Origin of the sequence: Mesonia phycicola (assembly GCF_900141885.1) — a bacterium.
Taxonomy (GTDB): Bacteria; Bacteroidota; Bacteroidia; order Flavobacteriales; family Flavobacteriaceae; genus Mesonia; species Mesonia phycicola.
Genome location: NZ_FQYY01000005.1, coordinates 42686 through 69195 on the forward strand (window position 1 = coordinate 42686; position 26510 = coordinate 69195).

At 32.6% G+C, this 26510-nt stretch carries 21 protein-coding genes; 12 read left to right on the forward strand and 9 right to left on the reverse strand.

Going from position 1 to position 26510, the window contains the following annotated elements:
• Positions 1-114 precede the first annotated feature (114 nt).
• The 5 genes from BUC03_RS08160 to hflX all read left to right on the forward strand — a co-directional run bounded on the left by BUC03_RS08160 (position 115) and on the right by hflX (position 5398).
• The gene (locus BUC03_RS08160) at positions 115-1854 is read left to right on the forward strand and encodes a thiamine pyrophosphate-dependent enzyme (protein WP_073150211.1); all 1740 of its coding nucleotides are present in this window, start codon (positions 115-117) and stop codon (positions 1852-1854) included.
• A gap of 101 nt (positions 1855-1955) precedes the next feature.
• A complete protein-coding gene (locus BUC03_RS08165; protein ID WP_073150214.1) occupies positions 1956-3011 on the forward strand; it encodes an NAD(P)-dependent alcohol dehydrogenase in 1056 nt (351 codons plus the stop codon).
• A 225-nt stretch (positions 3012-3236) separates the two neighbouring features.
• The gene (locus tag BUC03_RS08170; RefSeq protein WP_073150217.1) at positions 3237-3617 is read left to right on the forward strand and encodes a PH domain-containing protein; all 381 of its coding nucleotides are present in this window, start codon (positions 3237-3239) and stop codon (positions 3615-3617) included.
• Positions 3618-3621: 4 nt separating this feature from the next.
• Positions 3622-4077, forward strand: coding sequence for a GNAT family N-acetyltransferase (locus BUC03_RS08175; protein ID WP_073150219.1), 456 nt, complete (start codon positions 3622-3624; stop codon positions 4075-4077).
• A gap of 88 nt (positions 4078-4165) precedes the next feature.
• Positions 4166-5398, forward strand: coding sequence for a GTPase HflX (gene hflX / locus BUC03_RS08180; RefSeq protein WP_073150222.1), 1233 nt, complete (start codon positions 4166-4168; stop codon positions 5396-5398).
• 74 nt (positions 5399-5472) lie between these two features.
• Here the strand turns inward: hflX and BUC03_RS08185 are convergent, their stop codons facing one another.
• Positions 5473-6852, reverse strand: a complete 1380-nt coding sequence (locus BUC03_RS08185; RefSeq protein ID WP_073150225.1) for a DUF5689 domain-containing protein — start codon at positions 6850-6852, stop codon at positions 5473-5475.
• A gap of 21 nt (positions 6853-6873) precedes the next feature.
• Positions 6874-9747 carry a carboxypeptidase-like regulatory domain-containing protein gene (locus tag BUC03_RS08190; protein ID WP_073150228.1) on the reverse strand — a complete coding sequence of 958 codons (2874 nt, stop codon included), beginning with the start codon at positions 9745-9747 and terminating at the stop codon, positions 6874-6876.
• Between the two features lie 137 nt (positions 9748-9884).
• Here BUC03_RS08190 and BUC03_RS08195 point away from each other — a divergent pair, with 137 nt between their 5' ends.
• Positions 9885-10946: an endonuclease/exonuclease/phosphatase family protein gene (locus BUC03_RS08195; RefSeq protein ID WP_073150231.1), complete on the forward strand. Its 1062-nt coding sequence runs from the start codon at positions 9885-9887 to the stop codon at positions 10944-10946.
• Between the two features lie 54 nt (positions 10947-11000).
• Here the strand turns inward: BUC03_RS08195 and BUC03_RS08200 are convergent, their stop codons facing one another.
• Positions 11001-11477 (reverse strand): hypothetical protein, encoded by a 477-nt coding sequence (locus BUC03_RS08200; protein WP_073150234.1) that lies wholly within the window; start codon positions 11475-11477, stop codon positions 11001-11003.
• A gap of 57 nt (positions 11478-11534) precedes the next feature.
• On the reverse strand, positions 11535-14897 hold the full coding sequence (locus BUC03_RS08205; protein ID WP_234971615.1) for a hypothetical protein: 3363 nt from the start codon (positions 14895-14897) through the stop codon (positions 11535-11537).
• 183 nt (positions 14898-15080) lie between these two features.
• Here BUC03_RS08205 and BUC03_RS08210 point away from each other — a divergent pair, with 183 nt between their 5' ends.
• Both BUC03_RS08210 and BUC03_RS08215 read left to right on the forward strand, forming a co-directional pair.
• The gene (locus tag BUC03_RS08210; protein WP_073150239.1) at positions 15081-15848 is read left to right on the forward strand and encodes an exodeoxyribonuclease III; all 768 of its coding nucleotides are present in this window, start codon (positions 15081-15083) and stop codon (positions 15846-15848) included.
• Between the two features lie 6 nt (positions 15849-15854).
• Positions 15855-16817: an OmpA/MotB family protein gene (locus BUC03_RS08215; RefSeq protein ID WP_073150242.1), complete on the forward strand. Its 963-nt coding sequence runs from the start codon at positions 15855-15857 to the stop codon at positions 16815-16817.
• A gap of 75 nt (positions 16818-16892) precedes the next feature.
• Here the strand turns inward: BUC03_RS08215 and radA are convergent, their stop codons facing one another.
• Genes radA through panC form a run of 5 tightly spaced genes read right to left on the reverse strand, consistent with a single transcriptional unit; the run spans position 16893 to position 21657 of the window.
• A complete protein-coding gene (gene radA, locus BUC03_RS08220) occupies positions 16893-18260 on the reverse strand; it encodes a DNA repair protein RadA (RefSeq protein WP_073150245.1) in 1368 nt (455 codons plus the stop codon).
• A gap of 5 nt (positions 18261-18265) precedes the next feature.
• Positions 18266-19414: an alpha/beta hydrolase gene (locus BUC03_RS08225; RefSeq protein WP_073150248.1), complete on the reverse strand. Its 1149-nt coding sequence runs from the start codon at positions 19412-19414 to the stop codon at positions 18266-18268.
• 44 nt (positions 19415-19458) lie between these two features.
• Positions 19459-20379, reverse strand: a complete 921-nt coding sequence (locus BUC03_RS08230; protein WP_073151002.1) for a lysylphosphatidylglycerol synthase transmembrane domain-containing protein — start codon at positions 20377-20379, stop codon at positions 19459-19461.
• Between the two features lie 48 nt (positions 20380-20427).
• Positions 20428-20778, reverse strand: a complete 351-nt coding sequence (gene panD, locus BUC03_RS08235; RefSeq protein ID WP_073150251.1) for an aspartate 1-decarboxylase — start codon at positions 20776-20778, stop codon at positions 20428-20430.
• A 24-nt stretch (positions 20779-20802) separates the two neighbouring features.
• Positions 20803-21657, reverse strand: a complete 855-nt coding sequence (gene panC, locus BUC03_RS08240) for a pantoate--beta-alanine ligase (RefSeq protein ID WP_073150254.1) — start codon at positions 21655-21657, stop codon at positions 20803-20805.
• A 113-nt stretch (positions 21658-21770) separates the two neighbouring features.
• Between panC and BUC03_RS08245 the strand changes: the two genes are divergently transcribed.
• From BUC03_RS08245 to BUC03_RS08260, 4 genes are all read left to right on the forward strand, one after another.
• Complete coding sequence (locus tag BUC03_RS08245) at positions 21771-22592, forward strand: glycogen/starch synthase (protein ID WP_073150257.1); 822 nt, start codon at positions 21771-21773, stop codon at positions 22590-22592.
• 53 nt (positions 22593-22645) lie between these two features.
• Positions 22646-24493 (forward strand): glutamine--fructose-6-phosphate transaminase (isomerizing), encoded by a 1848-nt coding sequence (gene glmS, locus BUC03_RS08250; protein ID WP_073150260.1) that lies wholly within the window; start codon positions 22646-22648, stop codon positions 24491-24493.
• 126 nt (positions 24494-24619) lie between these two features.
• Positions 24620-26131 (forward strand): F0F1 ATP synthase subunit beta, encoded by a 1512-nt coding sequence (gene atpD, locus BUC03_RS08255; protein ID WP_073150263.1) that lies wholly within the window; start codon positions 24620-24622, stop codon positions 26129-26131.
• 47 nt (positions 26132-26178) lie between these two features.
• Positions 26179-26457, forward strand: a complete 279-nt coding sequence (locus BUC03_RS08260; protein WP_073150266.1) for a F0F1 ATP synthase subunit delta/epsilon — start codon at positions 26179-26181, stop codon at positions 26455-26457.
• The last annotated feature ends 53 nt before the right edge of the window (positions 26458-26510 follow it).

Genomic DNA, 26510 nt, shown 5'->3' on the forward strand with positions numbered 1-26510 from the left:
CACTTGGAAGTTAAGATTTATTTATCATTTACGGCTATAAAGTTTACCATGGCCTTAACACCAATTGTTACGGTCAGGTAGTAAATTTAGGTACTAATTAAAAATGAGCTAGTTATGAAAAAAAATGTTGCAGATGTTTTAGTAGAAATGTTGGTGAATGCGGGCGTTAAAAGAGTGTATGCAGTAACGGGAGATAGTTTAAACCCAGTAAATGATGCTGTAAGAAGAGACGGACGCCTAAAATGGATTCATGTAAGACATGAAGAAGCTGGAGCTTATGCAGCATCTATGGATGCAGAACTAGATGGTATTGGTTGTTGTATGGGAAGTAGCGGTCCTGGGCACGTACATTTAGTGAATGGTTTGTATGATGCCAACCGTGCAGGAAATCCCGTAATTGCAATTGCATCTACGGTAGAAACAGATAAATTAGGAACAGAAAATTTTCAAGAAACCAATGTAACTAAGCTTTTTGACGATTGCAGCAAATATTGTTTTATGGCAAATACACCAGTACAAGCAGTACACGGTTTTCAAGCAGCTATTCAACATGCAATTCAAGATAAAGGAGTTGGTGTAGTAGGTCTGCCAGGAGATATTGCCTCTGCAGAAGCTCAAGAATCTACTACCTCATTGCAAAACTACTTTACTACTTCTAGTATAATACCTACTCAAGATAAAATTAAAGAATTAGCAGAAGTGCTTAACTCTAATAAAAAAGTAATGCTTTTTGCGGGTCACGGCTGTAGAGAAGCAGAGGTAGAAGTAATGCAACTAGCTAAAAAATTAAAAGCACCAATAGGTTTTAGTTTCCGCGGAAAAATTTTCTTTGATAAAACTTCTAATCCTTATGCGGTAGGTTTAAATGGCTTATTAGGTAGTAAATCAGGTTTTAAAGCCATGCACGAGGCAGATGCAGTAGTGTTGTTGGGTACAGATTTTCCTTACACAGATTTTCTTCCAGAGAAAAATACATTAATTCAAATAGATATAAAGCCAGAACGTATAGGTAGAAGAGCTAAAGTAGATTATGGTTACCACGGTACTATAAAAGATACGCTTCAGGCAGTACTACCTCATGTTGAGGTAAATGAAGATGATGAATTTTTAAAAGAAATGCGAGAAGTACATCAAGATTTAGAAGAAAAATACCAAAGTTACGTAACGCAAAAAGCCGAAGAAGAAAAAATACATCCAGAGTATGTAGCTTCAGTAATTGATAAAATTGCTACAGACGATGCAATTTTCACGGTAGACACCGGTATGTCTGCAGTTTGGGCAGCTCGCTACCTAAAAGGTAAAACAAATAGATATTTAACAGGCTCTTTTAATCATGGTTCTATGGCAAATGCTATGCCTATGGCTATGGGAGCGGGTTTAGGTCATCCAAATAGACAAGTAATAGCACTTTGCGGTGATGGCGGACTCACCATGTTATTAGGAGATTTAATGACGATAAGTCAATACAACATACCTGTAAAAATAGTGGTTTTCAATAATCGTAGTTTAGGGATGGTAAAGTTAGAGATGGAAGTAGAAGGTTACCCAGACTGGCAAACAGATTTAGAAAACCCAGATTTTGTAAAGGTTGCAGAAGCTATGAATATAAAAGCTTGGGAGGCTAAATGTGGTAAAGATGTAAAAACGGCATTACAAGAAGCATTTTTTCACGATGGACCTGCATTAATTAATATTTATACAGATCCGTCTGCGCTGGCTATGCCGCCAGAAATTAAATTTAATCAAATTAAAGGCTTTGCAAAAAGCATGAGTAAATTAATGATTAATGGCAGAAGTGCAGAGGTAATAGATAGTGCAAAATCTAATTTTAAATACCTTAAAGAATTATTTTAAGCTCAGTTAGTTAACTTAGGTTAATATTGTGCGTTAAATATGGTTAAACGGTACAATTATCTAATTATGAATTTTAAAATTGCACTAAAAAAGAATAGATAATGAGTAAAACAGAAGTTAAAGCATATGCTGCACACGCCAATGATGCAGATTTAGAACCTTTCACGCTATCAAGAAGAGAAGTTTTAGAAAATGATGTAAAAATAGATATATTATATTGTGGTGTTTGCCATAGCGATATTCACCAAGTAAGAAACGATTGGAAAAATTCTAGATATCCTGTAGTTCCTGGACATGAAATTATTGGTCGTGTTTTACAAACAGGAAGTAAAGTAAACAAATTTAAAGAAGGAGACCTAGTTGGGGTAGGTTGTATGGTAGATTCTTGTCAAGAGTGTAGCTCCTGCCAAGAAGGTTTAGAGCAGTATTGTGAAAATGGATTTGTAGGTACTTACAATGGTAAAGATAAACACCTTGGAGGTCATACTTTTGGTGGGTATTCAGAAAATATTGTAGTTAGAGAAGAGTTTGTACTCAAAGTACCAGAAAATATAGACGCCAAAGCAGCAGCACCACTTTTATGTGCAGGAATCACAACTTGGTCGCCACTAACCCATTGGAAAGTAAAAAAAGGAGATAAAGTTGGTGTAATTGGCTTAGGTGGTCTTGGGCATATGGGCGTAAAATTTGCGCACGCAATGGGAGCTCACGTAGTAATGATAACCACTTCTCCTGGCAAGAGTGAAGACGCAAAAAACTTAGGAGCAGACGAAGTTTTAATTTCTAAAGATGCAGTCCAAATGAAAGAACATGCCAATTCTTTCGATTTTTTATTAAACACCGTACCCGTAGGTCACGACGTTAACCCTTATGTAAGTCTACTAAAAAGAGATGCAACTATGGTATTGGTTGGCGCTATAGAGCCATTAGACCCAATTCACGGAGGCGGACTAATTATTAAAAGAAAAAATATAGCAGGTTCTGTAATTGGCGGAATAAAAGAAACACAAGAAATGTTAGATTTCTGCGGAGAGCATAATATAGTTTCAGATGTAGAAATGATTGATATACAAAATATCAATCAAGCCTTTGAGCGTGTTACAAAATCTGATGTAAAATATCGTTTTGTAATAGATATGAAATCGCTTAAAAATTAAAGTAGTTAAGTTAGGTTAAGTTGAAAAAGCCTGAACTCTTAGTAGAGATCAGGCTTTTTTTATGGCGCAACCCCAAAGGGTCGGGCTATCGGCAGTCGCTTTTTTATTTTTTACATTTATTAACGTTAAAAAAAATAAAAAGAGCTTCAACAAATGCCTCTATCCCTTGCGCAAAACACATGCAAAACCTTACCTTACACTTTATAACATTCATCAATACAAATTATGGGTATACTATCGTCATTATTAGGTAACGCAGGAGCAATAGATAAAGAAACAATTCAGCAAAAATATGGTAAACTTCTACTAGATACAGAAACTATAGAGGTAGGGTTTACTGTTTTTAGAGACACCTTTATTTTTACAAATAAAAGATTAATTTTAGTAGACGTACAAGGTCTTACCGGTAGCAAAACTTCTTATTTTTCTGTAAATTATAAAAGTATTACTCGTTTTAGCATAGAAACAGCTGGTAGTTTTGATTTAGATGCAGAACTAAAAATATGGATCTCTAGTGAGCAGCACCCTAGTATTTCTAAGAAATTCAACAAGAAAGTAGATATTTATGAAGTACAAAAAATTTTAGCAGCACACACTTTAAACTAATTACATGGTTAAAGTTTTATATACAGACTCTAAAAATAAAGATTTTCAAAAACTAGTTGAGTTATTAGATAATGAGTTAGCCAAGATAGACGGAGAAGAGCACGCATTTTATCATCAATTTAATGCGATAGATCACTTAAACCATGTAGTTGTTTTTTATCAAAATAATATAGCCGTAAGTTGCGGAGCTATAAAAGCTTTAGATCATGAAACGGTAGAGGTAAAACGCATGTACACTCTACAAGAATATAGAGGTAAAGGTATTGCAACTCAAGTTTTATTGGCTTTAGAAAAATGGGCAAAAAAACTTAATTACCACAAATGCAGATTAGAAACAGGAGTTAGACAACCAGACGCTATTAGACTTTACCAAAAAAATGGCTATCAAATAATAGAAAACTACGGGCAATATATGGGCGTAGAAAACAGTAAATGTTTTGAGAAAACTTTAACCAAATAAGGCTATAAAAGTTAACTTATAATCTTAATACACCTGTAAATCATCGTTAGTTTTTATTAACTTTGAAAGATTACATGGAAATAAAAATATGATAGAGAAAGAAGAGATTGAATATGAAAAATCTGTGTTAATAGGTATTATTACACAACATCAGGATGAAGAAAAATCAAATGAATATTTAGATGAATTAGAATTTCTTACCTACACAGCAGGAGGAGAAGTTTTAAAAAGATTCACCCAAAAATTAGACACGCCAAATCCTAAAACCTTTATAGGTACTGGGAAGATGGAAGATGTAAGACAATTTGTAGAAGAAAATGATATTGGTTCTGCCATTTTTGATGATGAACTAAGCCCTGCGCAACAAAAAAATATTGAAAAAATATTAAAATGTAAAGTTGTAGATAGAACCTATTTAATTCTAGATATTTTTGCACAACGCGCTCAAACAAGTTACGCTAGAACACAAGTAGAGCTTGCACAGTACGAATATTTATTACCAAGACTTACCGGTTTATGGACGCACCTTGAGCGCCAAAGAGGGGGTATTGGTATGCGCGGACCTGGAGAAACAGAAATAGAAACAGATAGACGTATTGTAAGAGATAAAATTAAGTTGCTTAAAGATAAACTTAAGATTATAGACAAGCAGATGTCTGTACAACGAGGTAACCGTGGGCAACTAGTAAGAGTATCTTTAGTGGGTTATACCAATGTGGGTAAATCTACTTTAATGAATGTGATTAGCAAAAGTGATGTTTTTGCAGAAAATAAACTGTTTGCAACATTAGACACTACAGTTAGAAAGGTGGTAATTAAAAACCTTCCGTTTTTATTAACAGATACGGTTGGTTTTATAAGAAAGTTACCTACACAGTTGGTAGAGTCTTTTAAATCTACCTTAGATGAGGTAAGAGAATCAGATTTAGTGTTGCACATTGTAGATATTTCTCACCCTAATTTTGAAGAACACATAGCCTCTGTAAATCAAATTTTAGATGAAATAGGAGCATCAGATAAACCAACAGTAATGGTTTTTAATAAGATTGATGCTTATGAGCCAGAAGAAATTGAAGAAGATGATTTAATGACAGAAAGAACACCTGCGCATTATACCTTAGAAGAGTGGGAACGCACTTGGATGAATAGAATTGGAGATAATGCTTTATTTATTTCAGCAATTAATAAAGAGAATATTGAAGATTTTAGAAAGAAGGTTTACGAAGAAGTAAGGCAAATACATATTACCAGATTCCCTTACAATAACTTTCTTTACCCAGAATATGATGAGTTTACGGGAGAAATTAAAGATGATGAATAGTTAAAATGTTTTATAATAAAAAAAGCCACTTCAATTGAAGTGGCTTTTTTTATGAAAATTTATTTTAAATTTAATTAATTCGCAGTTAGAGATACATTATCTATTTGATAAGTAGTAGTTGTATTTGGATCACCTCCTAAGTATTTAAATGCAATGTATACAGTTTGCCCTGCATAAGCAGATAAATCTATATCTCCTGAAGGAACAAAGTTGTCTGCGTAACCACTTGAGTTACCTGATGAATAATTAATACCTGTTAATTCTGTCCAAATAGAATTATTGATATCGCCATCAAAACTAGTTGTTATATAAGTGGTTAATGCAGCCCCGTTATTATAGCCATCTTTAGTGTCGAAAGATAAGGTTGCAGTAGTTGAACTTGTTAAATCAACACCAGGAGTAATTAACCAAGCTTCATAAGGGTTTTCATCTGAATTATAGGCAGAAGTTTGTGCATATTTATTTCCTCCAAATTCAGCTACTGTATATACACGCTCACCATAATTGGCATTAACGTTTACCCAACCATCAATTGCTAGATCACTGCTAGAGTTTTGGCTTTCAAAGTCTTCATTAAATGGAGGTTGAACTAGTCCTGGTTCAGCAGGTTCAGGGTCACATCTTTCTCCTTCCATATTTATAGTGCTACTATCTACAGTATTTACAGAGATAATATAAGCATCGTCTTCAAAAGTTCTAGATAAAATTCCAGAAATACTACCACTACCTTGAGGTACGCTTATAGATGCAAAATCTGCAAAAGTACTTGTGCTAAAAATAGTTGTGTTGTCTGTGGTACAGCTCTCTAAAGTTCTTTCTCCGTCATATTCATCTGTAGCTTCAGAAGCAAAAGAAAGTTTTAATTCGCTTTTTGCAAACTGAACATTATTTAACTGAATAAATAGATTTTCGTAAGCGTCAGTAAATTCGCTAATTTCCAATTCTAATGGTACAATTTCTGCAACTTCAGCGCTTCTAAAAATTTTATTTTCAAATTGTGCTGGAGCAGGATCAATATAGATTCTGTCAGGTATACCTAATGTTACTACTCCGTTAGAAGTACCTACGGTGAAGCCTTCTAAAGCAATGTATATTTTTCTTCCTATTTCATATTTAGTATACAAATCGTTTACGGTAATAGACACTTTTAAACCAGCAGTAGGGTTTTCTGGGTTATCTTGTATGATTAGTTCTCTATAAAAGTTACCAGCTTCATCAGAAGAAATTACATAACCTTCTACATAAAGGTCTGTTTCTTCATACGTATAAAGATCTCCTTCATTTTGAGCAGCGGTTCCTAAAACAGAAGAGATAGATATAACTTCACCTTCAAGTTCTGGTTCGGTAACTGTAGTGTTAGGAGTTTCAAAATCGTCATCTTGCACACAAGAAGCTAAAAAGCTTACCGCAAGAACCATTAGAATAAATCTTCTGTACATTGTAGTTGTTTTCATATCAGTAATAATTTCTTTTTTTTAAAATCTAATGTATAAGTTTAAGTAATAAGTGGTTCCGTACCCGTAGAAATATCTATTCCCGAATAAAGATCCGTTTTCACGAGATTGATCTTCGTTTAGGTTCGTGTAGTTAGAGTTTCTTGACTGCTCAAAACCACCCGTTTTATATTCTTGGTTAAAAACATTGTTTATGGTAGCAAAGAAACCAATATAGTAATCATCTATTCTCCAAGACTTACCTCCTACGATGTTGAATAACATATAGTCATCAAATTGTTCTTGTTCTAATAAGTTTCTAGCGTTATCTGCATCATAATCGTTAATTAACAATCCGTCATAATCTCTAGCAAAGTTGCTAGATCTATTTAAAGCAGAAATATCTATATACGCATTAGAGAAGTAATTAGATGTTGCTCCAACCCACCAGTAGTTAGGGTCTCTATATTCAAAACCAAACTGTAAAGCTCTTTCTGGTCCTCCAGCAACGTGATAGTCTTTTAAATTAGTTTTTCCGTCTCCAAACCTAACTTCTCCGTTTGCATTTACTTGATTAGTATTTGGAATAAAATCATCACTAGTTAAGTAAATATCAGGATTATTAGTATAAACATACTGGCCTATAGAACCCGCAGCTTTTAATTTGATAGTAGGTGTAACTTGAGCCTCAATTCCAAATTCTGCACCCATATTTCTTCTATCAATACCATTTACAATTTCTTGTACAAATGCATCTCCCTCATCTATACCAAAACCAGAAAGGTCTTGTGTAAAGTAAAAACCGATGTCTGTACCATCTTGAAACTGTGTATAAAAACCAGTAAGTCTAGCTTTTATGGTAGGCGTTCTAAAAATATAACTTAAATCTACAGATTGTACTTTTTCTGACTCTAAGCCAGCAACTGTATTGTGGTTTTGTCTAGCATTGCTATAAGAGTTTCTAATGCTAGGTGCTGTAGTGTAATAACCTGTATTTAAATCTAAAAGGTGTCTACCTGTAATTTTGTATGTTGCTCCTGCTTTAGCTCCATAGTTGGTAAAATCTAATTTTTCTCCTTTACCAAAACTATTACCCATAAAGTAACCATTTTCATAAAGACCTGTTCTTTGGTAGGTGGTGTTAGATAGGTTACCTGCTACATAAAAATCTACTTTATTGTATTTAAATTGAGCCTGTGCAAATGCTGTAGCTACGTTAGCTTCAATTTCATAATTGTATTTGTAACGTTCTCCTTCTTGTACTATTCGGTTTGGATTGTTAACATCACTCTGCGCAATGTTATCTATATCTGTATCTTCTTGTGTTTCTTCTGCAAAGAAATCTACATCTAAATAACCTGTGCCGCCTAATAAGTCATTCAATTCCGCAAAATACTCACTCTTTAAATGTCTGTAGTTTAGAGAACTATTAAAAGTGATATTTTCATTAATATCTGAAGTTAAAATGGTATTTGCAGTAAATTGAGTATCGTCTTGGCGATCTTCTTGAATAGCATAAATAGAATTACCACCATTTCTTACAGCTATAGTATTAGCCTCATAAAGAGCATTCCAATCTAACTGTCCGTCATTTTGAAATTCTTCTCTTGCTAAATATGCTGCTTGATAGTTAGCAGCGGTTAAATCTGTATATCTTAAATGATAACTAGGAAGATTTTGGTAGTAAATTGGGCTAGGGTTGCTGGCACCCCCTGCATAATAGGTTTGTCCATCTGTAGTTTCAACTAATTTTGTACCCCCATTATCTATTCTGGTGTTTCCTATTTTACCAAATTGGTAAGCAACGTTGGTATTTAATTTTGTTTTATTAGAAATATCCCAATAATGGTTTAACATTAAAACAGGTTCTGCTATTTCTTTATGTCTAGCGTTTCTTTTATCGCCATCTAAATAACCCCAATTAGGGTTGTAGTCTATACCTTTTAATTCTTTTACCTCTTCTGTTATTGCAGTAGACTTACCTCTTCTGTTAGGAGTAAAGAAACCTGTAAAGTTTAAACTATGTTTTTCTGATAATTGTTTTTCAACAGAAGCAAAAAATGAGTTGGCATCGTAAGAAGTACCTTCAGTAAAACCTTCTTCTCCAAATCTTCTAGAAGCTAAAAAGCTAAAAGCCCATCCACCTTGCATTAAGCCAGTATTGTAAGAAGCCATCACTCTACCCGTGTAACTTCTGTTGGCTGCCGCATAAGAAACTCTACCACCTTCTCTGTATTGAGAGGCTCTCATTACAATATTATTAGTACCAGATAGGCCACCAAATGTGTACTCATTTGCTTTAAGCCCCATCGTAAATTCTTGATTTCTTTGCGCATCATTTAAACCTCCCCAGCTACTCCATTGTGGGCGACCGTCATATTGCTTATTCATTTCAATACCATTAATCAAAACTTTTCCGTTTTCATTATCGTATCCTCTAGGTCTAAAAAAAGTAGCGCTAAAATCAAAAGATGCTGCATTTAAAAACACATCTTTAGAAGCTTGTAGAAGTCCAGACATATTATCTGCAGTACTTTCGTCACTACTTAATTCATTATCAGACAAGCTAATGGTACCTATCTGAAAATTTTCTTCATTAATATCTGCCTCCATTTCTAGAACATCTAGATCTAGAGCTTCACCTTCATTAATAATTACTGGGTAACGTCTTTTTATGTATCCCTGTTTTTCTAGTGTAATAATTTGCTCTCCAAGAGGAACACTAAAAGTATTGAAGTTGAAATTACCTTCTGCATCGGTGTCTACTGAAAAGATAGTATTTTCAATAGAGACTTGAGTATTAGGTAATGCTTCATTGTTGCTAGCATCTACCACCTTACCTTTTATGGTAGTTTGCTGTGCAAAAGCAACAATAGAACAACATAAAAATGTTAAAAAGAAGTAAACTTTTTTCATTCTAAAATCCTTAATTAATAATTGTTTGAGTTAAGAAAATATTATTTTCGGGCAGCAAATGTACATTATTTATCTACATTACCTACTTTTGGCATCCCAATTGCATAATTGTTTACATTAACATAATATTAATATACATGCATAAGCTAAGATACTCAATTTTAATTGTTTGTTTTTTATTTTTAAATTTTTCTAATGCGCAAGAAGAGAAAATATACAAGGTAAATACAGTTGCTTTTTATAATTTAGAAAATCTTTTTGATCCAGTAGATGACCCAGAGAAATTTGATGAAGCCAGCCCAATAATGGAAATGGCAGAAAGTCTTAGAGCCGATGTTTATGTTAATAAACTTAAAAATATGGCTAAAGTTATTGCAGAAATTGGAACAGATGTTACAGGCAATGCACCAGCAGTTATTGGAGTTTGTGAAATAGAAAATATAAAGGTGCTAGAAGATTTGGTTAACGAGCCAGCATTAATTAATGAAAATTATGGTATTGTGCATTATGACTCTCCAGATGCAAGAGGAATAGATGTAGCATTACTTTATAAAAAATCTTTATTTAAGCCCACTCATACTTCTTCTCACGAGTTATTAATTTATGATAAATCTAATCCAGATAAAAGAGTTTATACTCGTGATCAATTATTAGTTACAGGCTTATTAGACGGAGATAAAATGCATTTTATAGTAAACCACTGGCCATCTAGAAGTGGTGGTGAAGCAAGAAGCCGTTTTAAAAGAGAAAAAGCAGCAGCTTTAAACAAAAAGATTATAGACTCTTTACAAGCAGAAGATCCTTATGCAAAGATAATTACTATGGGAGATTTAAACGATGGACCTTATAATACAAGTGTAAAAAAAGTGTTAGGTGCTAAAGCAGAAAAAGAGCAAGTAAAGTTAAAAGGCTTATACAACCCTATGGAAAGTATGCATAAAAAAGGTATTGGTACTATTGCTTACCGTGATAGTTGGGATCTTTTTGATCAAATGATTCTTTCTAAAGCATTTTTAGATAACGATTATAGCTCTTATAGATATTACAAAGCAGGTGTTTTTAATCCGCATTACTTAGCTAACCCTAGAGGAAAGTATAAAGGTTATCCTTTTAGAAGTTTTTCTGATGGTAGTTTTTCTGGAGGTTATAGTGATCACTTTCCTGTTTATGTTCTTTTAGTAAAAGAAGTAGAAAAATAAAAAAATATTAACTTATTATAAAAAAGGCTTCCGTATTTGCGGAAGCCTTTTTTATTATTCTTCATTTAAAGAGTAGATGTATTTTACAATTTCACTTAGCTCTTCAGGAGGAGTTTTTTTGTCAAAAACAGAAGAAGTATAAGTTTTTTCATCAGAAATAAAAGAAATTGTGGTAGCCAAATCACCATCAAACATTCTATTTTCTGTAGGAGATTTAAGAGAATTGATTTGGTTTAAGTCAATTTTAGAAATCATTTCTGTGATGATAGCCCATTCTTTAGCAGTAAGGGTCATCGTGTTTCTAACCTTATTTGTGTTGTTCATAGAGTTACTATGAAATGTGTATAACGCAGAGTTTACCGTAACTTCTTCTTTATGGCCACGAGTAATTGCATTAATTTTTACTTCAGAAATAATAATATTTTCTTTTATCAATTCAATTTCTGGTTCAACTTCAGAAGGTTTTTCTACGCTTTTGCATCCAACTTGAACGAGAAATATTAGAATTATAAATTTTAAAGAATTGGCCATTGTGTTGTTTTTTGACGAAAATTACTACTTTTTAAATAAGAAAGTGAAAAAAGCTATTTAAAAATATGCTCTTAATTGCACTGTACCTGTATGTATGGTAGTAGAACCTTCACTTTTTCTGCCAAAATAAGAGAGGTTTAAATCTAAATAATCGGTCAGTTTCTTTTGTGCTAATAGTGACCAAGTGTAGTTTTTACCTGCTTGTAAGCCTTGAAGCATTTGGTAACCTACGGTAGAAAAAGAGTCTCCTTCAAAGTTATTGTAAATATAATTAAGCTCTCCGTTAAAAGAATATTTTTGAGTGTTATTAAATGTAAACGAAGTACCTAATTTGTTTTGTTGAAGTTTTTCTAAATCTCCTATTTTGTTGTCTTGAGATTGAAATTGATAAAAGACATTGAACCGAGTATTTTGTGAAAGCAAATAAGACAACTCTGGATTAATAGTAAATCCATTAATCTTGTAATTTTGACTCTCATAATTTTCTGAAGTATTTTTAGTCTCGGTTAATTTATCTGTAAATGATACTAGCCAACTATTATTAAACTTGTGATTAAAGTTAACTTGATGGCTTTTTATTTCACTTTCCTGTAAACCTGTAGATAATAAATTTTTATTTCTAGTAGAAATGTAAGAATAAGAGGTGGTGTAATTTTGCTTACCTCTATTAAAATAAATAGTGTTTTTAAAGTTAAAATTAACGGCTAGTTCATCTTCTGTATCATTAAAAGGGTTTAAATCAAAATTATCTTCTTCGCGTTCAATTTTTCTGTCAATTAAATAAGAGGTTTGGTTATAAAATTTAGATAAAAATTTCTTGAAATTTTTATCGCCACTCCACTGCTGAAAGTTTAAAGTAACAATTTGACTAAATTTATTTTGGTGAGTGTTTAAGTAAATTTGATTAGGAAGTAATACCCTAGTATATTTTGCTTCATCTGAATAAGAAGCTATTTCAAACTCATTAAGTTCTTGTACTCCGTTGCCATTATAATCTAACCAAGTGTAGGTTCCCTCTCCAGCATTAACTTCTACATAAGTAAATTCTTGTTGAGCGAGCGTTCCGCTACTTGTTTCGTAAGTAGTGTTGAGGTTTACAATTTTGTTAAATAAAAATTGATTGTAAAGTATTCTAGAGTTTAAAGATTGCTCGTCTTCTGTGTCTTCATCTTCATTGCTTAACTTTCTATAATTAGCATAGAGGGATAATTTGGTATCGTTAGAGTTAATTAGTGTAGATTTTATATAATAGGTATTAGAGCTATTTACTCGCTTTAAAGAAACGTCTCTTAAACTATCATTCACACGGTGTGTGTAACCTATTTCTGCATACAAATTAGTGCTGTCTCCTACACCGGTATACACCTCGTAACTTTTATATTTTTGACTTGTGTTGGTTATTTCACCTGTCTCGCTATCTTCTTGTAAATTATCTTCTAATTCAAATTTTAAGCCACTCCAAGCTTTTTTAAAGCTGTAAACAGTATTGGTATAAATTCTTAAAAACTCAGAGTTATAATTATTAGCTTCACTTTTTAAATAACTACTATTGGTTTGTATTTGTAGTTTCCCAAATCTAGATTTAGATTGAAGTAGTTGCCGGTTACCATTGTAGCTGTCTGTATATTTTAAATTCTGAAAACTATATTGTATTGTACCATAATCTTTGCTTGAGTATTGCAAGCCAGTATTTAAGTAGTTTTGATCTCCATTAGTAGTTGTGGGTAAATTCCAATCTCTATCAAACTCAATATTGTATAAAAGTTCTATGCTATTAAAATTTTCTTGTAGGTAATTAAAATTTGCAAAAGCATTAAGTTGGCTTTTTTCTGAAGCTAATACTGTTTGCTTAACATTTATTCGCGTAGCAACACCATCATTATCATCATCATCTAAATCAGAATATAAATTCTCATCATTTTTACTTCCGGCCAATTCAAAATCTATACTTGTTTTTTTAGAAGGTAGGTAAGAACCATTAATTACACCAATTTGTAATTTTGTAGGAGCAAATAATTGCGTTAATGGTGCATAATTTCCTTGTTTAACGCCATCTATTGGCGCTACATACTCGTAAATATTACTTATTGCAGAAGAGCTGGTAAGCACATAATCGCCAAGATTATTACCTACTAGTGTAAAGCTTACATTATAAAGATCATCTTCCGGATTAATAGAGTATATATAAATAGTTTCTCCGTTAATTATTTCTTTTTTGTAAAGCACTTTGCCTTCGTCAAAAGTATCTTCGATAGCACTTTCAGCATACATAGCTGTAGCATCGTCTCCTGCATCAGATAAAATTTGCTTTTGCTCATCACTTAAACTTTGTTGAAGTTCTTGGTTTTTTAAATCATTTTCAGAATATAAAAAACCACCAATTTGTAATTTTTCTGAATTATGTTTTGCTCCAGCCATAGCTATAATACGAGAGTAATTTTGATCTGAATATTGAAATTCTACCGTAATTCTCATTTCTGAAGTAATAGGAAAGGTAGAATTAAATATAATTTCCCCCGCATTGTAATCAATAATATAATCTTCATTTTCACCCCGTTGCAACTGTATACCATTTACAAATACAGATTCACTCCCAGATACAATTACTACATATAACTCACCATTAGCTCCATTTAATTTATAAGGCCCTTGGTTACCTTCTTGCCCGTCAAACTTATCTCTTGTAAATACCCCTTTTACCAAGGCCCCAGCAGCATAGACATTAGTACTATTACCTGTAGGGTTTAAAGTGGCGCCTACAGATAAACCTTGCACTTTTTTAGTAAAACTAGCAAAATAAGATTCACTTTGTACTAGATCTACATCTCCAGCTCTTACATTCCAGTTTTTACCATAAAGCTCAATAAATATTTGGTCAAATTCATCTAAATTTTGAGAATAACCACTTTCTTGAATAGGGATATTGGAGTCTTGAATAGATGCACGTAAATTTACTTGCGGGGCTATTTTACCAGAAATTTGTAAATCTAACTCAGAGTCTAATACCGTGTTTTGATTGGTGCCAGTAGTAATACCTCTAGAAATACTACCACTTGTATTTAAACCTTCAAACGGAGTGAACGTGGAAGCTTTATTTTTTTGTCCCATCGTATAAATCCGTTGATTTAAACTTCCATTTGTAATTACTTTTGGATCAAATTGATAATAACGACGAGTTAAAAAATCTGGATATTTTTTATATTCTATAATTAAAGAATCATTTTTTTGTTTTAGGCTATCTGTAATTATTAATATAGATTTTGCAAAATCTACTTTATAATTAGAAGAGGCTATTTCTTGATTTTTAAAGTTACTTAATTTAAAAAAAGATGGATTTATGCTTACCGTATCTATAACAATAGTGTCTTTTACTGAAACTCTCTTTTTTTGAAAGTCAGTAGAAATTTCTTGAGCTTTCATACACATAGAAAAGCCAAAGAGAAAAAACAAAAGAGTAAAGATTCTCATTAAGTTTAAAACTAAAGGTTTTCAAAAATATTTTATTTTAAATGCTTTTAGCTTAAAATGAATTTATTTTTATGAATAATACCTAGTCAAGGTGAAGCTTATTAAAAAATTCTATTTTTGTTTAAAAAACAATTCATGGTAATTATCTCTTATAATGTTAACGGAGTTAGAGCAGCACTACGTAAAGATTTTGCAACCTGGCTTTCTCAAGCAAATCCAGATGTAGTTTGTCTTCAAGAAATTAAAGCCAATCCAGATCAATTTGATGAGTCTGTTTTTCACGATTTAGGCTATAAATATTGTTATTGGTATCCTGCGCAAAAAAAAGGATATAGCGGAGTAGCTATTTTAAGTAAAATTGAGCCAAACAAAGTAACTTATGGTACTGGGATAGATTATATGGATTTTGAAGGTAGAAATATTAGAGCAGATTTTGATGGCGTATCTGTAATGAGTCTTTATTTACCGTCTGGCACTAATATTAAAAGATTAGAGCATAAGCTACAATACATGGCAGATTTTCAAGAGTACATTAACACACTTAAAGTAGAAAAACCTAATTTGGTAATTGGAGGAGATTATAATATTTGTCACGAAGCTATAGATATTCACGATCCTGTAAGACTAAAAAACACCTCTGGGTTTTTACCTGTAGAAAGGGAGTGGATAGGTAATTTTATAGATAGCGGATTTGTAGATTCTTTTCGCTATTTAAATTCAGAAAAAATAGAATACTCTTGGTGGAGCTATCGTGCAAATGCGCGTGCAAATAATAAAGGTTGGCGTATAGATTATAATATGGTATCTGCTCCTTTACAAGAAAAAATAAAAAGAGCCGTTATATTACCAGAGGCATATCATAGTGATCATTGCCCTATATTAGTAGAATTAAATAATTTATAATAAATAATGATGAAAAAAGCTTTTATTATTCCTGCAGTTGCTTTTGCGTTAACCACTGCTTGTGTGCCAGCTAAAAAATATAAAGAATTAGAAGACCGTTTAGCAGTAGCTACAGAAGAAAACTCTAGTTTAAAAAATAATCTTAATGATTGTGAAGATGTAAATAATGTACACTCAGAAGAGTTAGCGGTGTTAGGAGAGCAATTAACAGAGTTGAAAAATGAATATGATAAATTAGCTAGCGCTAACACTTCTACACAGGCAAAATATGAAAACTTGCAAAATTCTTATAATGCTTTAGAGAAAAATAGCTCATCTGCATTGGCAGAAAACTCAAAGCAAAATAGAGAACTTCTTAAAGAATTAGAAGAAAAACAAAAGGCTTTAGGTAGAGAGAAAGAAGAGCTAGAAAGAATAAGTAAATCTTTACAACAAAAATCTAGAAGAATAGATGAGCTTGAAGCTATGATTGAAGAAAAAGAGGCAAAAATGAACTCTCTTAAAAACAGTCTTTCTGCGGCACTTACCAATTTTGAAGGTAAAGGTTTAACTGTAGAAAGAAGAGATGGTAAAGTTTATGTTTCTATGGAAAATAAATTATTGTTCGATTCTGGTAGTTGGGCTGTAGGTAGTCAAGGTCAGCAGGCAGTAAAACAGTTAGGGTATGTATTAGCAGAGAATAAAGATATAGATATTTTAATAGAAGGACACACAGACAATGTACCTTATGGAGGTAATGGTGCTTTAAGCGATAATTGGGATCTTTCTACTAAAAGGGCTACTGCAATTGTACATATATTAGAAGAAAACAAAGGTATAAGTCAAGAAAGGTTAACTGCAGCAGGTAGAGGAGAGCATAACCCTATTGCAACTAATGAAACTGCAGAAGGAAAAGCAAAAAACAGAAGAATAGAGGTGATATTAACCCCTCGTCTAGATGAAATTTCAAGACTACTTACAGAGCAGTAAGAGTATTCATATTAAAAAAAAGCCACTCATTTTAAGAGTGGCTTTTTTTATTTTATGTCTGTAAATATTTACTGCTTACCCAAATAAATATTCTACGACTTCTTCTATACGAGAAACTTTTTGAATATGAATATTAAAATTTTTCTTTGGAAGTTTAACTTGTTTAGAAACCATAATGGTGGCAAAACCTAATTTTTCTGCTTCGATAATGCGTTGGTCAGCTCTAGTTACAGGTCTAATTTCTCCTGCTAAACCTACTTCTGCAGCAAAACAAATATCTCGTGCTATAGAAATATCTTCATTAGAAGATAATATGGCGGCAATTACAGCTAAATCTATTGCGGGATCATCTACAGAAATTCCGCCAGTTATATTTAAAAATACATCTTTTGCTCCTAATCTAAATCCGGCACGCTTTTCTAATACAGCTAGTAACATATTTAGCCTTTTAGCGTTATACCCAGTGGTAGATCGTTGCGGAGTACCGTACACAGCGCTACTTACTAAGGCTTGAATTTCTATCATTAGAGGGCGCATACCTTCTAAAGTTGCGGCAATTGAAGTACCACTAAGTTCTTGATCACTTTTAGATATTAATATTTCTGAAGGATTGCTTACTTCGCGTAAGCCTTCTCCTTGCATTTCATAAATTCCTAATTCATTAGTAGAGCCAAAACGATTTTTGTGCGCACGCAAAATTCTATATACGTGATTACGGTCACCTTCAAATTGAAGAACAGTATCTACCATATGTTCTAAAATTTTAGGCCCAGCTATACTTCCTTCTTTAGTTATATGTCCAATTAAAAGAACAGGAGTATGCGTTTCTTTAGCAAATTTAATAAGCTCTGTTGTACATTCTCTAATTTGAGAGATACTACCAGGAGAGCTTTCAATAAAATCACTATGCAAGGTTTGTATAGAATCTATAATCACCACTTCTGGTTCTATTGTTTCTACTTGCCTAAATATATTTTGTGTTTTTGTTTCTGTAAGAATGTAGCAGTTTGCAGGGTTGGGGTTAATACGTTCTGCTCGCATTTTAATTTGCTGTGCACTTTCTTCTCCAGAAACATAGAGAGTTTTATGTTTTAAGTTTAATGATATTTGAAGAAGCAATGTACTCTTCCCAATACCTGGTTCACCTCCAAGAAGTGTTAACGAGCCAGGAACAAGCCCTCCGCCTAATACACGATTTAACTCATTATTATTAGTGTTTAAGCGAGATTCTTGCTCGTATTTAATTTCATTTACTAAAGTTGGTTTAGCAACTCGTTTAGCATTTGAGCTAGATGAGGATGCTTTCCAATCTTTCTTGTCTTCTTTTTGTATTACTTCTTCAGCAATAGTATTCCATTGTTTGCAAGAAGAACATTGCCCCTGCCATTTAGCATATTGCGCACCGCAATTTTGACAATAAAAAGACGTTTTAGTTTTTGCCATATATTTTATTCTCCGAAATCTGCTTTAATTTGATCCATTTTTTCAATCATAAAATCTTGGTTCAAAAATGCAATTTTTTCTTTAGAATAAGCGGCTTGGTATTCTTTTAATGCTTTTTTAGGTTTTCCTTCTTGTTCATAATAATATCCCATTAAATAATTACCTAACATAGTTTCACCGTGTTCTCTTTCTGCAACTTTAGATAAATCTTTTAATTGCTCCCATTTTTCTTTTTCTATAATTATGTTTGATATCCCTAAAATATCATTTGGTCTTACTTTTATACTTAAACCATACAAGTCCTGTATCTCTTTGTATTTATTTTCTAAAAAATTACAATACTCTGTTATTTTTTCATTTTCTCTTAGTTTTTTATAATCATACTGAGTAATAGGTCTGTATACAGAAAATATTTGCTCTAAAGACGAGGGGATAGCATTACCAACTAGATTGTAGTGGTTTTGGCCTTCAAAATCATCATAATAATAATTGACAAGGTCGTTATTTAAACCAGATAGTCTAGTGTTGAGTTTTGTGATGTCTGTTCTTAGTTTACCTACATCTTGGGTTCCCGTAGCGATGTAGTACCATATTTTTTCTTGAGAAGTTTCTAAGATATTGAAAATTCTATCATGCATTTCTGGTGCATAGTCAGGACTTAAGTTAATGTAGCCTTTAAATAATGGATTTTCTTTAAACAAATAGTAGTTTATAAAGTTTGCAGTAAGGTCATGGCCAATTGCAATAGAGAATTTTGCGGTTCTATACTCTTCATCTATCAATGGCATTAACTCCATCCCCAAAAATTCAAAAAAATTAGCACCTCCGTCTACAGGCAAGTAACTAGATTGATCGTATGTAGTATCGTCTAATCTTAATCCGTTTTGGTTAATACCTACTACAATAGCTTCAGGAATATCTTCCCAATAGCTATAATAATCTACGTTACCTGCCACGGGTTCGAATAAGTAATCACCGTCTAGAACATAAACTACAGGGTACGATTTTTTTGTATTGTAGCTGTAATTCCTTGGTAATTGTATTTTTATGTTTCTTTTTTGATTAAGTATTTTTGATTCAACAGATAAATATTTGGGCTGAGAAACAGCTAAAACTGGTATAGCCAGAATTAGCAAGAGTAGATATTTTTTCATAATATAAATTGCTTATTTCTTACCTAGCAATTTAAGAAAAATAATTATTTAATTTTGTTAAGAAGAGGCAAAAATAACAACGACAAACTACCTAAAACCACGTTTAAAAGGGTTTGAGAGCCCCATACTAGCCAACCAAACGCCTCGCCGTCTTGTTGAGGTACCTCAAAAAATATTAAAATAGCACCAATAGCAATTGGGAATACTCCAATACCGCCATTGGTTAAAGAAATTGCAAATGAGCCTACAATAAAAGCAATTAAAATATATGAAAAACTAAGGTTCTCTGTGCCTGGTACAGCAAATTTTATAATCCAAAACATGGCAATGTACATTACCCAGATAAAAACAGTATGTATTAAAAAAGCGGCAGTATTTTTAATTCTAAAAATACTAGTTACTCCTTCTAAAATACCATTAAGAAAGTTTCTTAGTTTAGCGAGTTTATTGCTTTTAGAGCCTTTAATTAGTTTAAGAGTGTATATGCCTATAAAAATAAGGAAGATTAAAGCAGTAAGACTTAAAATAGGATTGATATTGTACTCGTTAAAAAAGAAGAATAATAAATCATATTGAAAAAATAAAGCTAGCATTATAACTAGAAGTAACATGATTAAATCTGCAACTCTTTCAGAAATAATAGTTCCAAAAACTTTTTGAAAAGGTATATTTTCATAAGATGCTACTGTAGCACCTCGTAATACCTCTCCAGATCTAGGTATACCTAAGTTGGCAAGGTAGCCAGCCATCACAGCCATAAAGCTATTAGATAGTTTTACTTTATAACCAAGCGGTTGTAGTAAATATTTCCAACGGTAAGCGCGAGAAAGATGAGAAAAAACTCCAAAAATTAGAGATAAACCAATCCATAAAGGGTTAGCTTGTTTTATGTTTCTCCATAAAATTTGTCGTTCTTCTGGAGTGGCACTTTGAAAAGAATATATAACGAAAAAAACTCCCAGCATTAGTGGGAGTATAGTTTTTAATAGCTTTATTAATTTCTTTCTCTTCAATTAATTTAAAAGATTGTTTTCTTCATTAGGGAAAAGAATAGCTGGTTTAAATTTCTTAGCCTCTTCTATATCCATTATAGCGTAAGTAATTAAAATCAAAACGTCACCTTTAGCTACTTTTCTTGCTGCAGCACCATTAAGAGTGATTTCTCCACTATTTCTAGGTCCAGGAATAGCGTAAGTCTCTAAACGCTCTCCGTTATTGTTATTCACAATCTGAACTTTTTCACCTTCAACAATGTTGGCTGCATCCATTAAATCTTCATCTATAGTGATACTTCCAATATAGTTAAGATCTGCTCCTGTAACCTTAACGCGATGAATTTTAGATTTTACAACGTGTATTTGCATTTTCTTTTTTTTAAACTTTCGTTTTTAATTTAGTGCAATATTATCAATTAACCTTACATCATTTGCATATGCAGCAATAAATGCTCGGTATTTTTTATTACTATCAATAGTTTCTCCCACGGGTTCTAATGTGTTGGCATCAGAAATTTCAAAATATTCTAGCTTTAAAAAGTCTTGTTCACTTTTAAAAAGATTTTCTATCTCTTCTTTTAAAACTAGTGCATTTTTTGTGCCAAATTCACTTCTAGCTTTTTCTAGAGTTTTATAGATAAACGTAGCTTGGTCTTGTTCTTTAGAAGTAAGCCTTTTGTTTCTAGAACTTCTTGCTAAACCATTTTCTTCCCTGCTTATTGGGCAGCCAATAATCTCCACATCTTGCTGTGTTAATTCTATCAGTTTTTTTACGATTTGCAATTGCTGATAGTCTTTTTCTCCAAAAAATGCTTTATCTGGATTAGTGACGTCAAATAATCGTTTTAAAATTGTGCCAACACCATCAAAATGACCGCTTCTGTGTTTGCCTTCCATTTGAGTTTCTAGGTTTCCAAATTCAAACTTTTCAGAAAGAATATCGTTGCCATAAATCTCTTTTTCTGAAGGGGCAAATATGATTAAATCATTAAAATTTTGTTTCAGTAACTTTAGGTCTTCCTCTAAAGTTCTAGGGTATTTTTCTAAATCTGACGCATTATTAAACTGTGTTGGGTTTACAAAAATACTAATCACAACCTGATCACAAACATGTTTAGCTTGTCTAATTAGTGAGAGGTGGCCTTCGTGTAAAGCCCCCATAGTTGGTACTAACCCAACGATTTTAGAGTTTTTTTTAAACTCTTGAATAGTGCTTTGAACACCCTGTTTATCTTGATATACTTGCAAAACGCTTTATTTTAGCTCGGGCAAAATTAATACAATAGTGGCAAACTGCATAAATTTTTGTAATTTTGCCTGTTATTTATCGTTAATATTAATAATCAAGAGTACAACATTTTATGAAAGATAAGCGCATTTTGTACGTATCATCAGAAGTTATTCCTTATTTACCAGAAACAGAAATATCATCAATGTCTTTTGAGGCGCCAAGAATGGTAAACAGCCAAGGAGGTCAAATACGTATTTTCATGCCTCGATTTGGAAATATTAATGAGAGACGTCACCAATTACATGAAGTAATTAGGCTTTCTGGGATGAACTTGGTGATTAATGATTTAGATATGCCATTAATTATTAAAGTAGCTTCTATTCCAAAAGAAAGAATGCAAGTTTACTTTATAGATAATGAAGATTACTTTAAAAGAAAAGCCACTTTTACAGATGAAGATGGTAATTTGTTTGAAGATAATGATGAGAGAGCTATCTTTTTTGCTAAAGGTGTAATAGAAACGGTAAAAAAATTAAACTGGTCTCCAGATATTATTCACGTTCACGGTTGGCTTGCTTCTTTATTACCATTGTATTTAAGAAATTACTATGGTAATGAGCCATTATTTAAAAATTCAAAAATAGTAACTTCTGTATATAGTAAAGGTTTTGAAGAGACCTTAGATGAAGAAATGCAGAAAAAAGTACTTTTTGATGGTTTAGAAGATGATACTGTAGCGCATTTGGCAACACCAGATTATGTAAACATCATGAAAACAGCAATAGATAACTCTGATGCAGTAATACAAGGAAGTGAAGAAATTCCTGAAGAGTTAAAAACCTACATAGCAGGTCTAGATAAGCCGAGTTTAGAATTTAAATCTAAAGAAGAATTTGGGCAAGCTTACCAAGATTTTTATACAAGAGAAGTGTTAAATGAAGAAGTAGAGTAGTATTGTTTCATTATTGATACTACACATTTTACAGAAAAGAATAATCAAACAATATGTGCGGAATAGTAGGTTACATAGGTCATAGAAAAGCTTATCCAATAGTTTTAAAAGGATTACAAAGATTAGAATATAGAGGGTATGATAGTGCAGGAATTGCACTTTATGATGGAGAGCAATTAAAACTAAGCAAAACCAAAGGAAAAGTTGCAGACCTTCAAGAAAAATTAGAAAATGAAATCTCTACAGATGGTACCGTAGGTATTGGTCATACTAGATGGGCAACTCATGGAGTGCCTAACGATGAAAACTCTCATCCGCATTATTCAAATTCTGGAGATTTAGTTATTATTCATAATGGTATTATTGAAAATTATGATACTATTAAAAAAGAATTAATAAAAAGAGGTTACGAGTTTCATTCAGATACAGATACAGAAGTATTAGTAAATCTAATAGAAGATGTACAGGTAAAAGAAGGCTTAAAATTAGGAAAGGCGGTGCAAATTGCCCTAAATCAAGCAGTAGGTGCTTATGCAATAGCTGTTTTTGATAAGAAAAAACCAGACGAAATTGTGGTTGCTAGACTAGGAAGTCCATTAGCAATTGGAGTTGGAGATAATGAGTTTTTTATTGCATCTGATGCTTCACCGTTTATAGAATATACTAGTTCTGCTATTTACTTAGAAGATGGAGAAATGGCTGTAATTAGAAGAGGTAAAGAGATAAAGATTAGAAAAATAAATAATGACTCTCTTGTAGATCCATATATTCAGAAATTAAAAATTAATTTAGAGCAGATTGAAAAAAATGGTTACGATCATTTTATGCTGAAAGAAATTTACGAGCAACCAGATGCTATAACAGATACCTATAGAGGTAGAATGTTGGTAGATCAAGGCATTGTAAGAATGGCTGGAGTAGATGATAATATCTCTAAATTTTTAAATGCAAGAAGAATTTTAATTGTAGCCTGTGGTACTTCTTGGCATGCAGGTTTGGTAGCAGAGTATATTTTTGAAGATTTTGCTAGAATACCAGTAGAGGTAGAGTACGCTTCAGAATTTAGATACAGAAACCCAGTTATTTATAGAGATGATGTGGTAATTGCAATTTCTCAATCTGGAGAAACAGCAGATACCATGGCGGCTATTAAATTAGCAAAAGAAAAAGGCGCATTTGTATTTGGAGTATGTAATGTAGTAGGTTCTTCTATTTCAAGAGAAACTCATGCAGGAGCTTATACGCACGCCGGTCCAGAAATTGGAGTAGCATCTACAAAAGCATTTACAACACAAATAACAGTATTAAGCTTAATCGCTTTAAAATTAGCAAAAGAAAAAGGAACCATAAGTAATTCTGATTTTCATTTGTATTTAAGAGAATTAGAGCTTATTCCTAATAAAATCAAAGAAGCTTTACAGTCTAATGAGCACATTACAGATGTTGCTCGTAAGTATAAAGATGCTTCTAACTTCTTGTATTTAGGTAGAGGGTTCAACTTCCCTGTTGCTTTAGAGGGAGCTTTAAAACTAAAAGAAATATCTTATATTCATGCAGAAGGTTATCCAGCAGCAGAAATGAAGCACGGACCAATAGCATTGATAGATGAAATGATGCCTGTGGTAGTTATAGCAACACGTAAAGGGCATTATGAAAAAGTAATAAGCAATATTCAAGAAATAAAATCACGTAAAGGTAAAATTATTGGTATTGTTACTAAAGGAGACAAAGAAGTACGTGAATTAGCAGATTATGTAATAGAGGTACCAGAAACAGTAGAGGCATTTACTCCATTGTTGACAACCATACCTTTACAGTTACTATCATACCATATAGCATTAATGCTAGATAAAAACGTAGATCAACCAAGAAACCTTGCAAAATCAGTTACTGTAGAATAGGATTTTTGGATAAAAATTTTTTTCAAAAATTAGGAGAAATTATTTAAGAAAAATAACCTATCTTTGCAGCCGAAAAAAGTAAGTCCTTTTTTCTACATTACAAACTATAAATTAAACAATTAGATAATGTCTAAAGTTACAGGTAAAGTTGCACAAATTATTGGCCCTGTTGTTGATGTTGAGTTTAACACAGAGAATGCTGAATTACCAAAAATTTACGATTCATTAGAAATTAACCGTAAAGATGGATCAAAGCTTGTTCTAGAAGTTCAATCTCATATAGGGGAGAACACAGTTAGAACTATTGCGATGGATTCTGCTGATGGTTTAAGCCGTGGAGTAGAAGTAATAGCAACAGGAAATCCTATACAAATGCCAATAGGTGGTGATGTATACGGACGTTTGTTCAATGTAACTGGAGATGCTATCGACGGTTTAGGTGATTTACCTAAAACTGGTGAAGATGGACTTTCTATACATAGAGATGCTCCAAAATTTGAAGATTTATCTGTTTCTACAGAAGTACTTTTTACAGGTATTAAAGTAATTGACCTTATTGAGCCTTATGCAAAAGGTGGTAAAATTGGTCTTTTTGGTGGTGCCGGTGTTGGTAAAACAGTACTTATACAAGAACTTATTAATAATATTGCAAAAGGTCACGGTGGACTTTCTGTATTTGCAGGAGTTGGAGAACGTACACGTGAAGGAAATGACCTTTTAAGAGAAATGCTAGAATCTGGTATTATTAAATACGGAGACGATTTTATGCATTCTATGGAAGACGGTGGATGGGATCTTAAAAAAGTAGATAAAACTGCTATGAGAGATTCTAAAGCTACTTTCGTATTTGGACAAATGAATGAACCACCAGGAGCACGTGCTCGTGTGGCATTATCAGGTCTTACTATAGCAGAATATTTCCGTGATGGAGCAGGAGAAGGTCAAGGGAAAGATGTACTTTTCTTTGTAGATAATATCTTCCGTTTTACACAAGCTGGTTCAGAGGTATCTGCATTACTTGGGCGTATGCCTTCTGCAGTAGGTTACCAACCAACTTTAGCTACAGAAATGGGAGCTATGCAAGAACGTATTACTTCAACTAAAAGAGGATCTATTACTTCTGTACAGGCAGTTTATGTACCTGCAGATGATTTAACAGATCCAGCACCAGCAACAACGTTTGCTCACTTAGATGCTACTACAGTACTTTCTCGTAAAATTGCTGAGCTTGGTATTTACCCAGCAGTAGATCCGTTAGATTCTACCTCTAGAATTTTAACTGCAGATATTTTAGGTGACGCACATTACGATTGTGCTCAAAGAGTAAAAGAACTTTTACAGCGTTATAAAGAATTACAAGATATTATTGCTATTTTAGGTATGGAAGAATTATCTGAAGAAGATAAACTAGCTGTATCTAGAGCAAGACGTGTACAACGTTTCTTATCTCAACCTTTCCACGTTGCAGAACAATTTACTGGATTAAAAGGAGTTTTAGTAGACATTAAAGAGACTATCAAAGGTTTTAATATGATTATGGATGGTGAGTTAGATCACATCCCTGAAGCTGCTTTTAACTTAAAAGGTAATATTGACGAAGCGATAGAAGCTGGTGAAAAAATGTTAGCTGAAGCTTAAAAATTAATTAATACCCTTTAATTAGGTTATTATTTAACTCAAAAACTATGTATTTAGAAATTGTATCTCCAGAAAAGGTTTTATTAAGTGCTGAAGTAGACTCAGTAACTGTTCCTGCCATAGAGGGAGAGTTTCAAATGCTTAACAATCACGCTCCAATCATTTCTGTATTAGAAAAAGGAGTAATTAAGGTTGAAGGTAATATTGAAATTTCAAAAGATTTAAAAGAAGTTGTTAATAAAGCACAAGATGGAAAGTGGCACTTCCCTATAAAAGGTGGTGTGCTAGAAATGAAAAACAATAAAGCTATTGTTTTAGCAGATTAATACTTTAAATAATATCTAAAAAGCCCGTTATTTTCATAACGGGCTTTTTTTAT